Annotated in this window: 14 protein-coding genes; 10 read left to right on the top strand and 4 right to left on the bottom strand. The window is 71.2% G+C overall.

Features of this window, described 5'->3' with window-relative positions:
- The first annotated feature begins 12 nt into the window (after nucleotides 1–12).
- Nucleotides 13–579: a hypothetical protein gene (locus ACTOWY_RS27800; protein WP_441312565.1), complete on the top strand. Its 567-nt coding sequence runs from the start codon at nucleotides 13–15 to the stop codon at nucleotides 577–579.
- Here the strand turns inward: ACTOWY_RS27800 and pcrA are convergent.
- Nucleotides 576–2,972 carry a DNA helicase PcrA gene (gene pcrA, locus ACTOWY_RS27795; protein ID WP_441312564.1) on the bottom strand — a complete coding sequence of 799 codons (2,397 nt, stop codon included), beginning with the start codon at nucleotides 2,970–2,972 and terminating at the stop codon, nucleotides 576–578. The two genes, ACTOWY_RS27800 and pcrA, sit on opposite strands and share 4 nt — an antisense overlap.
- A gap of 148 nt (nucleotides 2,973–3,120) precedes the next feature.
- Here pcrA and ACTOWY_RS27790 point away from each other — a divergent pair, with 148 nt between their 5' ends.
- Nucleotides 3,121–3,726: a DedA family protein gene (locus tag ACTOWY_RS27790; RefSeq protein WP_441312563.1), complete on the top strand. Its 606-nt coding sequence runs from the start codon at nucleotides 3,121–3,123 to the stop codon at nucleotides 3,724–3,726.
- Here the strand turns inward: ACTOWY_RS27790 and ACTOWY_RS27785 are convergent.
- Nucleotides 3,710–4,180, bottom strand: coding sequence for a hypothetical protein (locus ACTOWY_RS27785; RefSeq protein ID WP_441312562.1), 471 nt, complete (start codon nucleotides 4,178–4,180; stop codon nucleotides 3,710–3,712). The genes ACTOWY_RS27790 and ACTOWY_RS27785 overlap by 17 nt on opposite strands.
- A 291-nt stretch (nucleotides 4,181–4,471) precedes the next feature.
- Between ACTOWY_RS27785 and ACTOWY_RS27780 the strand changes: the two genes are divergently transcribed.
- Complete coding sequence (locus tag ACTOWY_RS27780) at nucleotides 4,472–4,756, top strand: chorismate mutase (protein ID WP_441312561.1); 285 nt, start codon at nucleotides 4,472–4,474, stop codon at nucleotides 4,754–4,756.
- Nucleotides 4,757–4,973: 217 nt separating this feature from the next.
- Here ACTOWY_RS27780 and ACTOWY_RS27775 read toward each other — a convergent pair whose 3' ends face one another.
- Complete coding sequence (locus ACTOWY_RS27775) at nucleotides 4,974–6,080, bottom strand: histone deacetylase (RefSeq protein ID WP_441312560.1); 1,107 nt, start codon at nucleotides 6,078–6,080, stop codon at nucleotides 4,974–4,976.
- A gap of 62 nt (nucleotides 6,081–6,142) precedes the next feature.
- Here ACTOWY_RS27775 and ACTOWY_RS27770 point away from each other — a divergent pair, with 62 nt between their 5' ends.
- The 6 genes from ACTOWY_RS27770 (at nucleotide 6,143) to ACTOWY_RS27745 (ending at nucleotide 12,168) form a co-directional block, all read left to right on the top strand.
- The gene (locus ACTOWY_RS27770; RefSeq protein WP_441312559.1) at nucleotides 6,143–6,445 is read left to right on the top strand and encodes a hypothetical protein; all 303 of its coding nucleotides are present in this window, start codon (nucleotides 6,143–6,145) and stop codon (nucleotides 6,443–6,445) included.
- A 102-nt stretch (nucleotides 6,446–6,547) separates the two neighbouring features.
- Nucleotides 6,548–7,285 (top strand): PIG-L deacetylase family protein, encoded by a 738-nt coding sequence (locus ACTOWY_RS27765; RefSeq protein WP_441312558.1) that lies wholly within the window; start codon nucleotides 6,548–6,550, stop codon nucleotides 7,283–7,285.
- 39 nt (nucleotides 7,286–7,324) lie between these two features.
- Nucleotides 7,325–8,200, top strand: coding sequence for a hypothetical protein (locus tag ACTOWY_RS27760; protein WP_441312557.1), 876 nt, complete (start codon nucleotides 7,325–7,327; stop codon nucleotides 8,198–8,200).
- A gap of 220 nt (nucleotides 8,201–8,420) precedes the next feature.
- A complete protein-coding gene (locus tag ACTOWY_RS27755) occupies nucleotides 8,421–9,230 on the top strand; it encodes a hypothetical protein (RefSeq protein WP_441312556.1) in 810 nt (269 codons plus the stop codon).
- 110 nt (nucleotides 9,231–9,340) lie between these two features.
- Complete coding sequence (locus tag ACTOWY_RS27750) at nucleotides 9,341–10,258, top strand: hypothetical protein (RefSeq protein WP_441312555.1); 918 nt, start codon at nucleotides 9,341–9,343, stop codon at nucleotides 10,256–10,258.
- A 170-nt stretch (nucleotides 10,259–10,428) separates the two neighbouring features.
- Nucleotides 10,429–12,168, top strand: coding sequence for a serine/threonine-protein kinase (locus ACTOWY_RS27745; protein ID WP_441312554.1), 1,740 nt, complete (start codon nucleotides 10,429–10,431; stop codon nucleotides 12,166–12,168).
- 7 nt (nucleotides 12,169–12,175) lie between these two features.
- On the opposite strand, the gene ACTOWY_RS27740 is transcribed toward ACTOWY_RS27745, so the two are convergent.
- Nucleotides 12,176–13,081: a LysR family transcriptional regulator gene (locus ACTOWY_RS27740; protein WP_441312553.1), complete on the bottom strand. Its 906-nt coding sequence runs from the start codon at nucleotides 13,079–13,081 to the stop codon at nucleotides 12,176–12,178.
- An 82-nt stretch (nucleotides 13,082–13,163) separates the two neighbouring features.
- Between ACTOWY_RS27740 and ACTOWY_RS27735 the strand changes: the two genes are divergently transcribed.
- The gene (locus ACTOWY_RS27735) at nucleotides 13,164–14,093 is read left to right on the top strand and encodes a DMT family transporter (RefSeq protein ID WP_441312552.1); all 930 of its coding nucleotides are present in this window, start codon (nucleotides 13,164–13,166) and stop codon (nucleotides 14,091–14,093) included.
- Nucleotides 14,094–14,118 lie beyond the last annotated feature (25 nt).

The raw sequence follows: 14,118 nt of genomic DNA, 5'->3' as shown, positions 1-14,118 counted from the left end.
ACCGGCACGCCGATGACCTGGCAACCACCCATGCCGCCCCAGCCGCCGAGCTACCCACCACCGCTGTTCCAGCCGCCACGCCGACCGGCGGCGGTGGAAGCGGCCTTCGTGCTGCTGCTCATCCGATCGCTCGTCCTCATGGGCTTGCTGAAGCTGCGCATCGACGCCAGCAACGAGGCGAACCGCTCGCCGGGCGTCTCGCTGCGCCCCGAGATCGAAATCCTGTCGGTGCTGTTTCCCCTTGGCGTGCTGGCGTTGCTGGTGATGTTCGCGGTCAAGATCCGGCGTGGGTCCGGCGCGACCGCGATCGGGATGAGCGTGCTGTTCGGCTTCCTCGCCGTGTCCGAGGTGACGGGGCTGTTCAGTGCCGCCACGCCGGTCGCGCTGGTGACCGGTCTGGTGAGCATCGCGCTCAGCGGCGCCATGATCGCGCTGCTGTGGCTGCCGTCCGCGCGGGCCTACTTCGAGGGCATGCGGCCGTTCCGGGCGAAACGGCCGCCCATGCCACCACCACCGCCACCGGGCTGGCAGCCGCCCCCACCGCCGCCGCAGCAGCGCTGGGGGCCGCCGCCGGGTTAGAGCTTCACCATCGGCACGCCGCCGATGAGCATCAGACGGACCTTGCCGGAGCTGCCGAAGTCGATGGTGGCGGTGGCCTGGGGGCCGGTGCCGTTGGTCTCCACCACGGTGCCGAGGCCGTACTTGTCGTGGCTGACCCGGTCGCCGACGTCGAGTTGCATGGCGGGGGTGTTCTGCCAGTTGCGGGCACCGGGCATGCGGGAGCCGCGCAGTGGGGAGGTGACCGTCTGGCTGCTGCTGGCGGCGCGGTCGAAGCCGCGGCGGCCCCAGGTGGTGGCGGCGGCCGGGCCCGCGCGGTCGGGTTCGACCCGGCGCCAGTCGAGCAGTTCGGCCGGGATCTCGTCCAGGAAGCGGGAGGCGGGGTTCATCATGGGCTGGCCCCAGGCCGAGCGCATCAGGGCCCTTGAGACGTAGAGACGTTCCCTGGCCCTGGTGATGCCGACGTAGGCCAGCCGGCGCTCCTCGGCCAGCTCAGCCGGGTCGCCGAGGGCACGCTGGTGCGGGAACATGCCGTCTTCCCAGCCGGTGCAGAACACGACCGGGAACTCCAGGCCCTTGGCGGTGTGCAGGGTCATCAGGGTGACCACGCCGTCGCCCTCGTCCGGCAGCTGGTCGGAGTCGGCGACCAGGGAGACGCGTTCCAGGAAGGCGGCCAGCGAATCCTGGGCGGGCAGGCCGTCGTCCTCGGGCAGCGGGGCGGTGTCCGCCTCGTCCTCGCCGTCGGCGGGGGTGGCGACCTGGAGCTGGACGAACTCGCGGGCGACGGTGACCAGTTCGGTCAGGTTGTCCAGCCGGGAGGCGTCCTGCGGGTCCTCGCTGGCCTCCAGCTCACCGCGGTAGCCGGTCTTGTCCAGCAGGGTGTCCAGCACCTCGGCCACGTCCTGGCCGACCTCGACCAGGCCACGCAGTTCGGTGATCAGGTCCACGAAGCCGGTGATGGCGCGCTGGGAACGCGGGTTGAGCAGCGGGATGCGGTCCGCGGCCGCCTCGCGCAGGGCGGCGGCGAAGGAGATCCGCTCGCGTTCGGCGTGCGCGGCCAGCACCGCCTCGGCCCGGTCGCCGATGCCGCGCTTGGGCACGTTGAGGATGCGGCGCAGGCTCACCGTGTCCTCCGGGTTGTCCAGCACCCGCAGGTAGGCCAGCGCGTCCCGGACCTCGCGCCGCTCGTAGAAGCGGACGCCGCCGACCACCCGGTAGGGCAGGCCCAGCCGGATGAAGACCTCTTCGAAGACACGGCTGGAGTTGTTGGTGCGGTAGAAGACCGCGATATCGCCGTTGACCGCCTCGGCCGAGTCGACCAGCCGGTCGATCTCGTTGGCCACGAACGCGGCCTCGTCGTGCTCGTTGTCCGAGACGTAGCCGACGATCTTCTCGCCGTCGCCGGAGTCGGTCCACAGCCGCTTGTCCCGGCGGCCGGTGTTGCGCGCGATCACCGCGTTGGCCGCGGACAGGATGGTCTGGGTGGAGCGGTAGTTCTGCTCCAGCAGGATGGAGCGCGCCTGCGGGTAGTCCCGCTCGAACTCCTCGATGTTGCGGATGGTCGCGCCGCGGAAGGCGTAGATGGACTGGTCCGCGTCGCCGACCACGCACAGCTCGGCGGGCGGGATGCCGTCCGCCCCGGTGCCGACCAGCTCGCGGATCAGCACGTACTGCGCGTGGTTGGTGTCCTGGTACTCATCGACCAGCACGTGCCGGAACCGCCGCCGGTAGTACTCGGCAATGCCGGGGTGCTGCTGCAGCAGCTCCACCGTGCGCATGATCAGGTCGTCGAAGTCCATCGCGTTGGCCTGGGTCAGCCTGCGCTGGTACTCCCCGTAGACCTCGGCGACCCGGCGCTCCAGGTCGTTGCCCGCGCGCTCGGCCGCGTCCGCCGGGACGAGCAGCTCGTTCTTGAGGTTGGAGATCTGGATGGCCAGGTTCCGCGCCGGGTAGCGCTTGGGGTCCAGGTCCAGATCCCTGGCCACCAGGGTGATCAGCCGGCGGGAGTCGTCGCTGTCGTAGATGGAGAAGTTGGAGTTCAGCCCGGCGGACTTCGCCTCCCGGCGCATCACCCGCACGCACATGGAGTGGAAGGTGGACACCCACATCGCCCGCGCCCGCGGTCCGACCAGGGCGGTGACCCGCTCCTTCATCTCCGCGGCTGCCTTGTTGGTGAAGGTGATCGCCATGATCTCGCCGGGGTGCACCCCCCGCGCGGCCAGCAGGTAGGCGATCCGGCTGGTCAGCACCTTCGTCTTGCCCGAACCAGCGCCGGCCACCACCAGCAGCGGCGCCCCGCTGTGCTCAACGGCTTCGCGCTGCCGTGGATTGAGCCCGTGCACCAGCTCGGCCGGATCGGCGACGACCGGGCGGCGGGGGGCGGGGGGGTCCTGGAGTTCGAACAAGGCGTCCATCGGGAGACCACGGTACTCGGGGCCACCGACACCCCAGGGTTTGCGTTCAGGGACGGCCCAGGGTCGTTCCCCGATTCTTCTCACCAGGTTCAGCGACAACATCACTACTAGTCCGATCGACCTAGTAAGTAGGGATGCCATGAACCTGATGCCGGACCTCGCTGGGCTGGGACCGCTCACGGTTCTGCTCATCATCACCGCGCTGTGCGTGGTCGAGGCGACCCTGCTGATCGGTTCCCTGGTGCCGGGCGAACTGGTGGTCATCGCGGGCGCGGTGGCGCTGGGGCCGGAGTACTTCCCGCTGGTGGCCATCGCCGCCGGCCTTGGCTCGCTGCTCGGCCAGACCGGCGGCTACCTGCTGGGCCGCGGCACCGGCGGCCGGATCAGGTACAGCTGGGCCGGGCGCAAGCTGGGCGAGCACCGCTGGGCCCGGACCGAGGCACTGGTCAACCAGGCAGGCCCGAGCATGATGATCGCGGTCCGGTTCGTCGCGGTCGGGCACACCCTGGCGCCGATCCTGGCCGGCGCGATGCGGGTGCCGCCGCGCCGGTTCTTCTTCCTCGCCGCGGTCAGCTCGATCGGCTGGGCAGGCGTGTGGGCGCTGCTCGGCCTGTTCGCCAGCAGCCTCGGTCAGGCGATGGACAGCCAGCTGATGGCCCTGGCGCTGGGCGTCGCCGGCATGGTCGTGGCCGGGATCCTGCTCACCAGGGCCGCCAACAAGGCCCTGCCGGTCGAGGTCAGTGGTCGTAGCTAGTCACCTGGATGTTGACCACGTTGTTGGTGTGGTTCTGCTCGGAGCGGCGGTGGCCGTCCGCCGTCACCGGGATGAAGGTGTGCGAGGTGCTGCCGTCCGTCACCCCGCTCACCCTGATCTTGGGCAGGCTCTGCCCGTGCTCCAGGTTTACCTGGTTCATGCAGAAGAACGACCAGGACTCCGCGGGCTCGGGCACGCAGTCCCAGCCCTCGCCGGTGGCGGTCAGCTTCAGACCCTTGATCCTGGGCGCGTGCACCGCGCCCACGCTGCCGGCCTCCGTGCCCAGGTTGGTCACGGTCAGCTCGAAGTTGAACGCCTCCCCGTTGTAGGCCTGGATCTCGGTGACGTTGCTGGCCATCGCGATGTCGTACTGCAGTGCGGGCGCGGCGCTGGCGACCGGCGCCGTGACGGCGAGCACGGTCAGTCCGACCGCGGTGAGGGCGAGCTTGCGCATGTGGGTTCCTCCCAGTGAGTGGATCTAGCTACCCAGCACATTCACGCACAAACGGGCCGTCAGGTTGCCCGGTATCCGGGACACGGGTCGACGCGGGCCGATGATCGTGCCAGAATCGGCGACGTGGCTCACCGCGCGTTCTATTTTTTCTACGGGTACCGGACTCCGGCACCCGTGGTCAGCTGACGCCAGCCGAACCACGACCGATGCCCCGGAGTCCTTGGACCCGGGGCTTTGTGCTGCGGGGACCGGGATAGCCGGGTCAGATGACCCGAGCAGATGAGGATCACCATGAACGCCGCGCTCGACAGCGACTCACAGCCCACCAGCACCGACGGCGACATCAGCGCACTGCGCGAGGAGATCGACCACCTCGACGCGGAGATCCTGCGGTTGATACAGCGTCGGACCCAGGTCTCCCAGACCATCGGCGCCGCGCGGATGGCCGCGGGCGGGCCCAAGATCGTGTACAGCCGGGAGATGGCGGTGCTGGCGCGCTTCCGCGAACTCGGCCCCGAGGGCAAGGAGCTGGCCATGATCCTGCTCCGCCTTGGCCGCGGCCGCCTCGGGCGCTAGAGCTGTGTCGATTGGCGTGCTCCGCACGCTGGATTTTTCGCTCTAAGTCGCCTTGTCGTGCATCCGCCGCACGCGAAGCAAGCTTCGGATGCGTCGGACGCACGACAAGGCAACGCGAAAAATCGGTACCCCGCCGCTGGTGAAGAGCCCGCCGTGTCGCTGCGCGCCACGCCTTTTCGCAACAAGTGGACGGGGGAGGCCGCGGCCTCCTCGGGCGTTAGAGGTCCCAGTGTTCGTGTAGCGCCGACCGCACCTGGTTCAGATCGGCTGTGGTGCGGTCGGGGTTTCGCGCTGAATCGTCCGGCAGGTAGGCCAGTGGGTCGGCCAGCAGGGGTTCGGTGTGGCCGAGCAGGCCCTCGATGAGGGCGTGCAGGCACAGGGCCGCGTAGCCGCGCAGGTAGCCGCCCTCCTGGGTGAGGACCGGGCCGTGGCCGGTCAGTTCGCCGGCCAGCGCCGCCACGCGGCCGCCGATCCAGCGGTAGCCGGCGGCGGTCAGGTTGTGCCTGCCGTTCGGGTCGAAGGTGGAGCCGTCGAAGCCGGAGGCGCCCAGCAGCAGGGTGGGGCGGAACTGGCGGAGCACGGGTTCGGCGATCTCGGTGAAGGCCCGGCGGTAGGCCGCATCGCCCGCGCCGAGGGACAGTTCGATGTTGACGTTGTGGCCGGTGCCGACCTCCGCTGGCGCGCCGGTCTGCGGGTGCGCCTGGCCCCAGCGGCCGTGCCGCATGTGCACCGAGATGGTGAGCACCCTGGGGTCGTCGTAGAAGGTCTCCTGGGTGCCGTTGCCGTGGTGCACGTCCCAGTCCAGGATCGCCACCCGCTCGACGCCGCCGGCCAGCGCGTGTGCGGCGGCCACGGCCACGTTGTTCACCAGGCAGTAGCCGTCGGCCTGGGTGGGCTGGGCGTGGTGGCCGGGTGGGCGGACCAGGGCGTAGGCGGTGCTCGACCGGCCGGACAGGACTGCCTCGGTGGCGGCGATGGCGGTGCCCGCGGCGGCGCGGACCGCGTCCCAGGAACCGGGGCCGACGACGGTGTTCTCCTCGATCGCGACCAGCTCGCCGGTCGAGCAGGCCGCTTGGAGGTCGGTCAGGTAGGCGGGGGTGTGCACGGCGGTCAGTTCGGCGGGGGTGGCGTGCCTGCCCTGGTGCCAGCGCAGGGCGCCGGCGACCGGGCCGTGCTGGAGGGCGTGCCGGAAAGTGCGTAGCCGGGCCGCGTTCTCCGGATGTGGTTCGGGCTCGTCCAGCCAGTCCCAGCGGCCGGGCAGTTCCCACAGGCCTGCACCGGTGTCGTGTGCCAGGCAGTCCGGGTGCCAGTAGACGTCGATCACCGGGGGAGCATTTCAGGGATGTCACCGATGCCGCCGCCGTTTTACCGGCGCACACTGGGCCTATGCATCTCATCGCTGTTCTCGTCGCGCTTGTCGCCTTGCTAGCCGCGCTGGGCAACGGCGGCTACCTGGCCATGCTGAAGTCCGCCGCCGCCAAACGGGCCGGTGGCGAACCGGTCGTGCACTACGTGCAGGAGCGGATGCCCAAGGTCGGGATCACCGTCGTGCTCGCCGTGCTGGCGCTGGTGATGACCTCCGGTGGGTTCATCCTGGACGTGCTGGCCGTCGTGGTCGCCGCCGGCGCCGGGGCCACCGCCGCCAAGGAGCTGCGTTCCACTCACGAGCGGTATGGCAAGGCAAGCTGATCTTGCTCCCGGGCGGGTGGAATACACCCGTCCGGGTATCACTCCGGGTAGTTAGAGGGACCCGGAGCGCAACCAGATGGCGGGACACCTACCCTGGGTGAGATGGCTCACGGACCCGCTCTCGACGACCACGACATCACCCGCGCCCTGGTCGTCGCAGCTCACCCAGACGACGTCGACTTCGGCGCCGCCGGGACGGTGGCCGCCTGGATCAAGGCGGGCGTCGACGTCGCCTACTGCCTGTGCACCTCCGGCGAGGCGACCGGCGATCTGGCCACCCCGCGCGCGGACATCGCCGACCTGCGCGAACAGGAACAGCGCGCGGCCGCCGAGATCGTCGGCGTGACCAACCTGTACTTCCTGCGGCACCCGGACGGCCGGGTCGTGCCGGGGCTCGCCCTGCGCCGCGACATCACCAGGGTGATCCGCACCTTCCGGCCGGACCGGGTGCTCACCTGGTCGCCGGAGATCAACTGGGACCACATCGTCACCTCGCACCCTGACCACCGCGCCGCGGGTGAGGCCACCCTGGCCGCGGTCTACCCGGACGCCCGCAACCCGCACGCCTACCCCGAGCTGCTCACCCAGGAAGGGCTCCAGCCCTGGACGGTGCGCGAGCTGTGGCTGGCCGACGGGCCCCGGCAACGACGCAACCACGCCGTCGACATCACCGACCTGATGCCCCTCAAGCTGGCGGCGCTGCGCGCGCATCAGTCACAGACCGGAGGAATGGCGGGGCTCGAGGAGCAGCTCCGCGGCGAGTTCGCCAACCAGGCGAACTACGCCGGCCTGCCCGTCGGCAGGCTCGCCGAGACGTTCCAGGTGGTCAACACGGCATAGGCGGGAAACCGCCCTGCTGGGGCGAAAGAGGTCAGCGAGATGAACAGCGGACAGGGGCCCCCTGAGCGGTACCGGCCACGCCACGGCCGGCACCGCCCGGAAGCCAACGCGCTGTCCTGGACGCCGGAGGTGTCGCGGCCGGAGCCGCCACCCCTGGTGGACCCGGTGGCCGACACCGCGCCGCCCGGTCTGCGCAAGTTCGACCTCGGCATGGTCCCGGCCTCGGTCACGCCCCCGCGCACCTGGAAGCGGGCGGCCTGGTTCGCCGGGCTGTCCTCGGCCACCGTGCTGCTGGTGCTGGTCGCCGCGGCCACCGCGCTGGTCAGTCCGGGCGGGGACGACCAGCTCGACGCGCTGCCCGGTTATCCCAGTGACATGGTGCTGCCCGAGGGCAGCAGGTCCGGCACGCCGAAGCCGACCGTCAGCAGTGGCGCCCGCGCGGGCAGCCGCACGCCCAGCGCCGGGCCCAAGTCGCCGCGCACCTCCGGCACGCCGTCCGGACCGGCCCGGCTCACCGGGGGCGAGAGCAAGGCGGGCAGCAGCACCTCGCAGCCGCCGGTGACCACGGTGACCAACGACCGGGCCGTGCCCCTGGTCCCGGTGGACAAGCTGGCCGGGCAGACCATGGCCTTCTTCGCCGTGCTGCCCGAGGACCCGCAGCGCGCGTTCGAGGCGCTGACCGGCCCGGCGATCAAGGACAGCGGCTTTCCCGCCTTCCAGCAGCGCTTCGACAACCTCCAGCGGGTCGAGGTCAAGACCATCCAGGTCGATCCGGGCCGCGGGGTGACCACCTCGGTGGTGGAGGTGCAGGCCAAGGACGGGTCGCTGAGCACCCAGCAACGCGAGCTTGTGTTCACCGTGGCCGAGGTGCCATTGGTCAACGGCGAACGGCTGGTGTCCGCCGCCGAACGGTGAGCCCGGACCTCAGCCGGACTCAACGCACGCAGTGACCATTCATCCGTTCGACTGGCTTTTTTCGACCGCTTGTCGACTCGAACGGGTGAACTGTGGCCAGTCGCTGGCTCCCGCTGCCGATGTGACGGTACGAGTCCTGACGACCACAGAACGTACGGAGGCCACCACCGTGGAGCGTTCGACGACTGGTCGTCGGCACCACCGTGCCGGATCAGTCACCGTGGCGGATCTGATCAGGCAGCAGCCCTGCCCGGTCCGGATCCCGCCACGCGAGGTAGTCGAGACCGAGGAATTCGTCGACGAGCTGCTCGGCGAGGAGACGACCGTGACGGTCGCCCCGCCGCAGCCGGTAGAGCGCACCAAGCGCTCGACCCGGCTGATCGGCATGCTCATCGGCGCCATCGTGCTCACCGGCGCGGTCACCGCCGCCTCGGCGATCACCTCGAACAACTGGACCAGCCCGCAGGCGAGCCCGGCCCCGGTGCAGCGGGCGACCGAGCTGACCGGCGCCATGGTGCTGCGGCCCGACCTGCTCACCGCCGAACTCGTCAGCTCGCGCACCTCGCAGCGGGCTCCAGCGGCGCAGACCCCGGCCCCGGTGGCCGGGGTGCTGGTGGCCGAGGCGACCAGCTCGCCGCTGGCCGTGCGGCCCGGCAAGCCGGTGGTGACCACCACGCCGGTGGCCCAGCGCACCGCGACCACCCAGCCGCCCGCGCAGGGCTTGAACACCCCGGCCGGCGTGGTCAAGGAGTTCTACCAGCGGCTCGGCCAAAAGCAGCCGGAGACCGCGGCCGGGCTGCTGACCCCGAACCTGCTCGGCGACCTGGCCGCCTTCATCCGGTCCTGGACCGAGCTGCGCCAACTGGAGCTGAAGGAGACCGAGACCCGGCCGGACGGCTCGGTGCTCGCGGTGGTCCGGTTCCAGCAGGCCGACGGGAGCTGGCTGCACGTCGAGCAACTGCTCCGGCTGGCCAACTCGGTGCCCATGCGGATCACCGGCGCCGAGCTGCTTTCAGCCCAGCGCGGTTAGGCCATTAGGCCGAAGATTGCGCATAAGTTCACCCGAATTGGTGGCACACAACACCTCAAGTCCGGTATCTCAACCCCGTTGAGAAGCTCCCCGGCCGGAAGGTGATCGCGGTGCGCAAGGGCAGTTCACGGGATACCGAGTCCCAGATCCTGGTGACCGACCTGCTCCGCAGGGAGGGCCAGACGCCCAAGGCGGAACGCCGCCCGAAGACGGGGCTGCGGGTGCTCGGCGCGGCCGCGGGTGTCGCGGTGCTGTGCGGCACGGTGGCACTGGGCATCACCTACGCGACCTACGAGGACGGCCCCAAGACGCCGGCCGCGGCGCAGCAGAACCTCTCCGGCATCGTCGGCGGCAAGGCGCTCTCGCCGAACGCGATCAACGCGCAGACCGGCCAGGAGGGCGGCGGCGAGCAGCCCGGCGGCGGCACCGGTGGCGACCAGCCCGGCGGCCAGGGTTCCAACGGCGGCAACGGCGGTCAGGGTGGTCAGGGCGGCCAGCAGGGCGGCGCCGGGACCGGCGGCGGTCAGCAGGGCGGCAACGGCGGCACCGGCAACGGTGGCGGTCAGCAGGGTGGCAACCCCGGCGGCGGCAGCACCGACCCCGCGCCCACCGGCGGCCAGACCAGCCAGACCGGCGTCCCGGCCACCAGCGCGGGCAAGCCGACCTCCAGCGCGCCCAAGCCCACCTCGGCCGCGCCCACCAGCAGCAAGAGCGGCGGGATCCTGGACCCGATCCTGGATCCGATCCTCGGCCTGCTGGGCAAGGCGCCCGACCAGCCCGAGCAGGCCTTCGCGATGCTCGCCCCGGAGATGCGCGGCGGCGGCGTCGAGGAATTCAAGGCCGACTGGGCCGGGGTCGAATCGGCCACCGTCGCCGAGTCCCGCGCCGACGGCGTGGACGCGGCCGTGGTGACCGTGGACTACCGCTGGAAGGACGGCCGCACCCTGCGGGTCGAGCAGCGGATGACCGTGGACAAGGTCCAGCGGAAAATCACCAACGCCAAGGTTCTGTCCAGCAAAGGGCGTTGACCAGCACTGATGGCATTACCTCCAGGAGCGGCTGCACCCGTGTTGACCAGCCGCAAGTCAACCCGTCCGGGTGATACCCCTAACCTAGGAGGCGTGACCGACACCGGGACCCGGGCTGACGAGCGCCGCTGGCACGCCCCGATCCTGCCGGTGCGCAGGACGGAGGAGCTGTGAGCGACGAAGGCCGCCTGGTCTCCGGGCGCTACCGACTCACCAGGCGGATCGGCGCCGGTGCGATGGGTGTCGTCTGGCAGGCCAAGGACGAACGTCTCCAGCGGGTCGTGGCGGTCAAGCAGTTGCTGCTCCAGCCCAACCTGGAGCACTCCGAGGCCGAGGAGGCCAAGCAGCGGGCGATGCGCGAGGGCCGGATCGCGGCCCGGTTGCAGCACCCCAACGCGATCGGCGTCTTCGACGTGGCCGAGGACGACGGCGCGCCGTGGCTGGTGATGGAGTACCTGCCCTCCCGCAGCCTGGCCGCGGTGGTCAGCGACGAGGGTCCGCTGCCGCCGCGTGAGGTCGCCCGGATCGGCGCGCAGGTCGCGCTGGCGCTGTGGGCGGCGCACCAGGCCGGGATCGTGCACCGGGACGTCAAGCCCGGCAACATCCTGATCGGCGACGACGGCACGGTGAAGATCACCGACTTCGGCATCTCCCGTGCTCAGGGCGATGTCACGGTGACCCGCACCGGCATGCTCGCCGGCACCCCGGCCTACCTGGCCCCCGAGGTGGCCAAGGGCTACGAGCCGGGCGCGCCCTCGGACGTGTTCTCGCTGGGCTCCACGCTGTACGCGGTGGTCGAGGGCGAGCCGCCGTTCGGGCTGAACGAGAACACCCTGGCGCTGCTGCACTCGGTGGCCGCCGGCGTGGTCCGGCCGCCGCAGATGGCCGGTCCGCTGACGCCGGTGCTGATGCACCTGCTCCGGCCGCAGCCGAACGACCGCCCCAACATGACGCAGGCGAGCGAAGCCCTCTCCGCGGTGTCCGTGGGGCGGCAGAGCGCACTCAGCACGCCTCCGGGCGGCTGGGCCACCGTGGTGACGCCGACCACCCAGCTGCCCAACGGGCCGTCCGCGCCGACCCAGTCGATGCCGCCCGCCCTGCAGTCGCACCCGCAGGCGTTGCAGTCGCCCCGGCTGCACCAGGGTTCCGGCCCGCACCTCCAGAACCAGCAGCCGATGACCCGGCTGGACGCGCGTCCGCTCTCCGACGCGCCGATGACCAGGGTGGGCCCGCCCACCCCGCCGCCGCGCCCGCACCCGGCCACCAGCACCGGCGGCCGTCCGATCGGCCCTGGCGGCCCGGTCAAGAGCGCGCCGCCCCCGCCGCCGGAGCGCTCGCGGCGCAAGACGATCCTGCTGGCCGCCGCGGCGGTGGTGGTCGCGGCGCTGGTCGGCGTGCTGATCGCGAACTACGCGTTCGACTACAACACCGGCAACGCGGGCACCCAGACCTCGAACGTGGTGGTCCCGCAGACCACCGCCTCGGCCACGAAGAAGACCACGCCGAAGAAGACCACCGCCGAGTCCACCTCCAGCAGCACCACCACCAGCACCACGACCACCTCGGCCGTGCCGACGCTGGCGCCGGAGGACATGGTCTCGGAGGTCAAGAAGTACTACGCGCTGCTGCCCGACCGGGCGGAGGCCGCGTGGCAGCGGCTGGGCCCGGCCATGCAGCAGAAGACGCCGTTCGCCTCGTACAAGAAGTTCTGGGACGACATCAAGGACGTCGAGGTCGGTGACGTCACCGCGCAGGGCAAGGACAAGGTGCGGGTGCAGCTGACCTACACCAAGAAGAACGGCGAGCAGAACGAGTCCTCCGAGACCCGGGTGCTCACCATGATCCCCAACGCCGACACCGGCACCGCCCAGATCAACGGCGACCAGCGCACCGGCGGCGGCAGCAACTAGCCCGGCGCTACCGGGCGGCCGTGCGCGCGGCCGTCTGGAGCGCGCCGAGCAGGGCACGCAGCACCGGGCGGCCGGCGTCGGCGGTGCGCACCGCGGCGTAGATCCGGCGCACCGGCTCCGGGTTGCGGACCTTGCGCACCAGCACGCCGGGGTGCACCGCGCCCAGGCCCAGTTTGGGCACCAGGGTCAGGCCGAGTCCGGCCGCGGCGAAGCCCTGCGCGGTGGGGAAGTCGTCGGACTCGACCACGAAGCAGGGGCTGAATCCGGCGCTGGCGCAGGCTTCCAGCACCGCCTTCCGGCAGGGTCCGCTGGTGGCCATGCTGTCGACCAGGGGTTCGCTGCCCAGGTCGGCCAGGTCGATGACCCGTTTCGCGGCCAGCCGGTGCCCCTTGGGCAGGACCAGCCGGTAGGGATCGTCGAAGAGGTGGGTGAGCGCGATGCCGGGCACCGCGGGCTCGTCGTCGAAGACCACCACCACGGCCAGGTCGGACCGGCCGGCGATCACCTCGGCCAGGGGGCTGTCCGGGTCCTTGAGGGTCAGGTCGAGCCGGACCGTGGGGTGTTCCCGGCGGAAGGCGGCGACCGCGGGCGGGACCAGGGCGGCGCCCGCGGTGGCGAAGAAGCTGACGCCGAGCCGTCCGGTGCGGCCCTCGCGCAGGTCGGCCAGGGAGCGTTCGGCCTCGGCGAGCTGGGCGGTGATCACCCCGGCGTGGTCGGCGAGCAGCCTGCCCGCCGCGGTGGGGCGCACGCCGCGGCCGGACTTCTCCAGCAGCGGCAGGCCTGCCTCGCGTTCCAGCGCGGTGATCTGCTGGCTGATCGCCGAGGGCGTGTAACCCAGGTTGGTGGCCGCGGCGGTGACCGAACCGCTGGTCACCACGGCACGGAGGACTCGCATCCGGCGCACGTCGAGCATGGTTCGACTGTACAGATTCGCTAAAGGGTCGTGTAGAAGTATTCACTTGTGCTGACAGGTTGCGGAGCGCACCGTTGTTGACGTGACATCCAAGGGCAATCTGGTGCGGTTGGGCCTGCTGGCGCTGTTCTGGGGCTCCAGCTTCCTGTGGATCAAGTTCGCGCTGACCGGGTTCTCCCCGGTGCAGATCGTGCTGATCCGGGTGGGGCTGGGGGCGCTGGTGCTGCTCGCGGTGGTGCGGGTGCAGCGGCTCCGGCTGCCGCGCGGCGGGCGGCTGTGGGGTCACCTGGTGGTGGCCGCCTTCTTCAGCAACGTGCTGCCGTTCACCCTGTTCGGCATCGGCGAGCTGACCGTGGACTCGGGCATGGCCGGCGTGCTCAACGCCACCGTGCCGCTGTGGACGGTGCTGCTCGGCCTGGTGGTCGGCCAGGAACGGCGGATCAGTGTGATCAGGGCGATCGGCCTGGCGATCGGGTTCGCCGGCACGCTGGTGATCTTCGCCCCGTGGCAGGGCGCGACCTCGGAACTCGGCGGCGCGCTGGCGATCACCGCGGCCGCGGTGAGCTATGGCATCGGCGCGCTGTACATGGCCCGGTTCCTGGCGGGTGAGGGGCTGCCGCCGGTGGTGGTCTCGGCCGCGCAGATGATCTCGGCCACCGCGCTGATCACGCTGGCGGTGCCCTTCGCCGGGCTGCAGCCGGTGCACCTGAGCTTCGCCTCGGTGGGTGCGGTGACCGTGCTCGGCGTGCTGGGCACCGGGATCGCCTTCATCTTCTTCTACCGGCTGATCGCCGACGAGGGCCCGACCAGCGCGACCACCGTGGCCTACCTGATGCCGCTGGTGTCGGTGCTGCTGGGCGCGCTGGTGCTGCAGGAAGAAATCGGACTCCGGGTGGTGCTGGGCATGGTCGTGGTGCTCGCCGGGGTCATGCTGGCCCGGCGCCAGCCGAAGGTGGCCGCCGCCGCACCGGAACCACTGCCGGTGCCCACGGCGGCCACCGCCGGGAAATGAGCGGTGCGGCCCGGCGCTCGCCGCC

Source organism: Crossiella sp. CA198, assembly GCF_052078295.1.
In the GTDB taxonomy this organism is placed as follows: domain Bacteria; phylum Actinomycetota; class Actinomycetes; order Mycobacteriales; family Pseudonocardiaceae; genus Crossiella.
The sequence above is the reverse complement of the archived record's forward strand: the minus strand, read 5'-3'. Positions and strand labels throughout refer to the sequence as shown.

What these genes read in the sequence shown, in the direction of transcription:
- ACTOWY_RS27800 (WP_441312565.1), top strand. Translation starts at nt 13, where the DNA reads ATGACCTGGCAACCACCCATGCCGCCCCAGCCGCCGAGCTACCCACCA.
- pcrA (WP_441312564.1), bottom strand. Translation starts at nt 2,972, where the DNA reads ATGGACGCCTTGTTCGAACTCCAGGACCCCCCCGCCCCCCGCCGCCCG.
- ACTOWY_RS27790 (WP_441312563.1), top strand. Translation starts at nt 3,121, where the DNA reads ATGCCGGACCTCGCTGGGCTGGGACCGCTCACGGTTCTGCTCATCATC.
- ACTOWY_RS27785 (WP_441312562.1), bottom strand. Translation starts at nt 4,180, where the DNA reads ATGCGCAAGCTCGCCCTCACCGCGGTCGGACTGACCGTGCTCGCCGTC.
- ACTOWY_RS27780 (WP_441312561.1), top strand. Translation starts at nt 4,472, where the DNA reads ATGAACGCCGCGCTCGACAGCGACTCACAGCCCACCAGCACCGACGGC.
- ACTOWY_RS27770 (WP_441312559.1), top strand. Translation starts at nt 6,143, where the DNA reads ATGCATCTCATCGCTGTTCTCGTCGCGCTTGTCGCCTTGCTAGCCGCG.
- ACTOWY_RS27765 (WP_441312558.1), top strand. Translation starts at nt 6,548, where the DNA reads ATGGCTCACGGACCCGCTCTCGACGACCACGACATCACCCGCGCCCTG.
- ACTOWY_RS27760 (WP_441312557.1), top strand. Translation starts at nt 7,325, where the DNA reads ATGAACAGCGGACAGGGGCCCCCTGAGCGGTACCGGCCACGCCACGGC.
- ACTOWY_RS27740 (WP_441312553.1), bottom strand. Translation starts at nt 13,081, where the DNA reads ATGCTCGACGTGCGCCGGATGCGAGTCCTCCGTGCCGTGGTGACCAGC.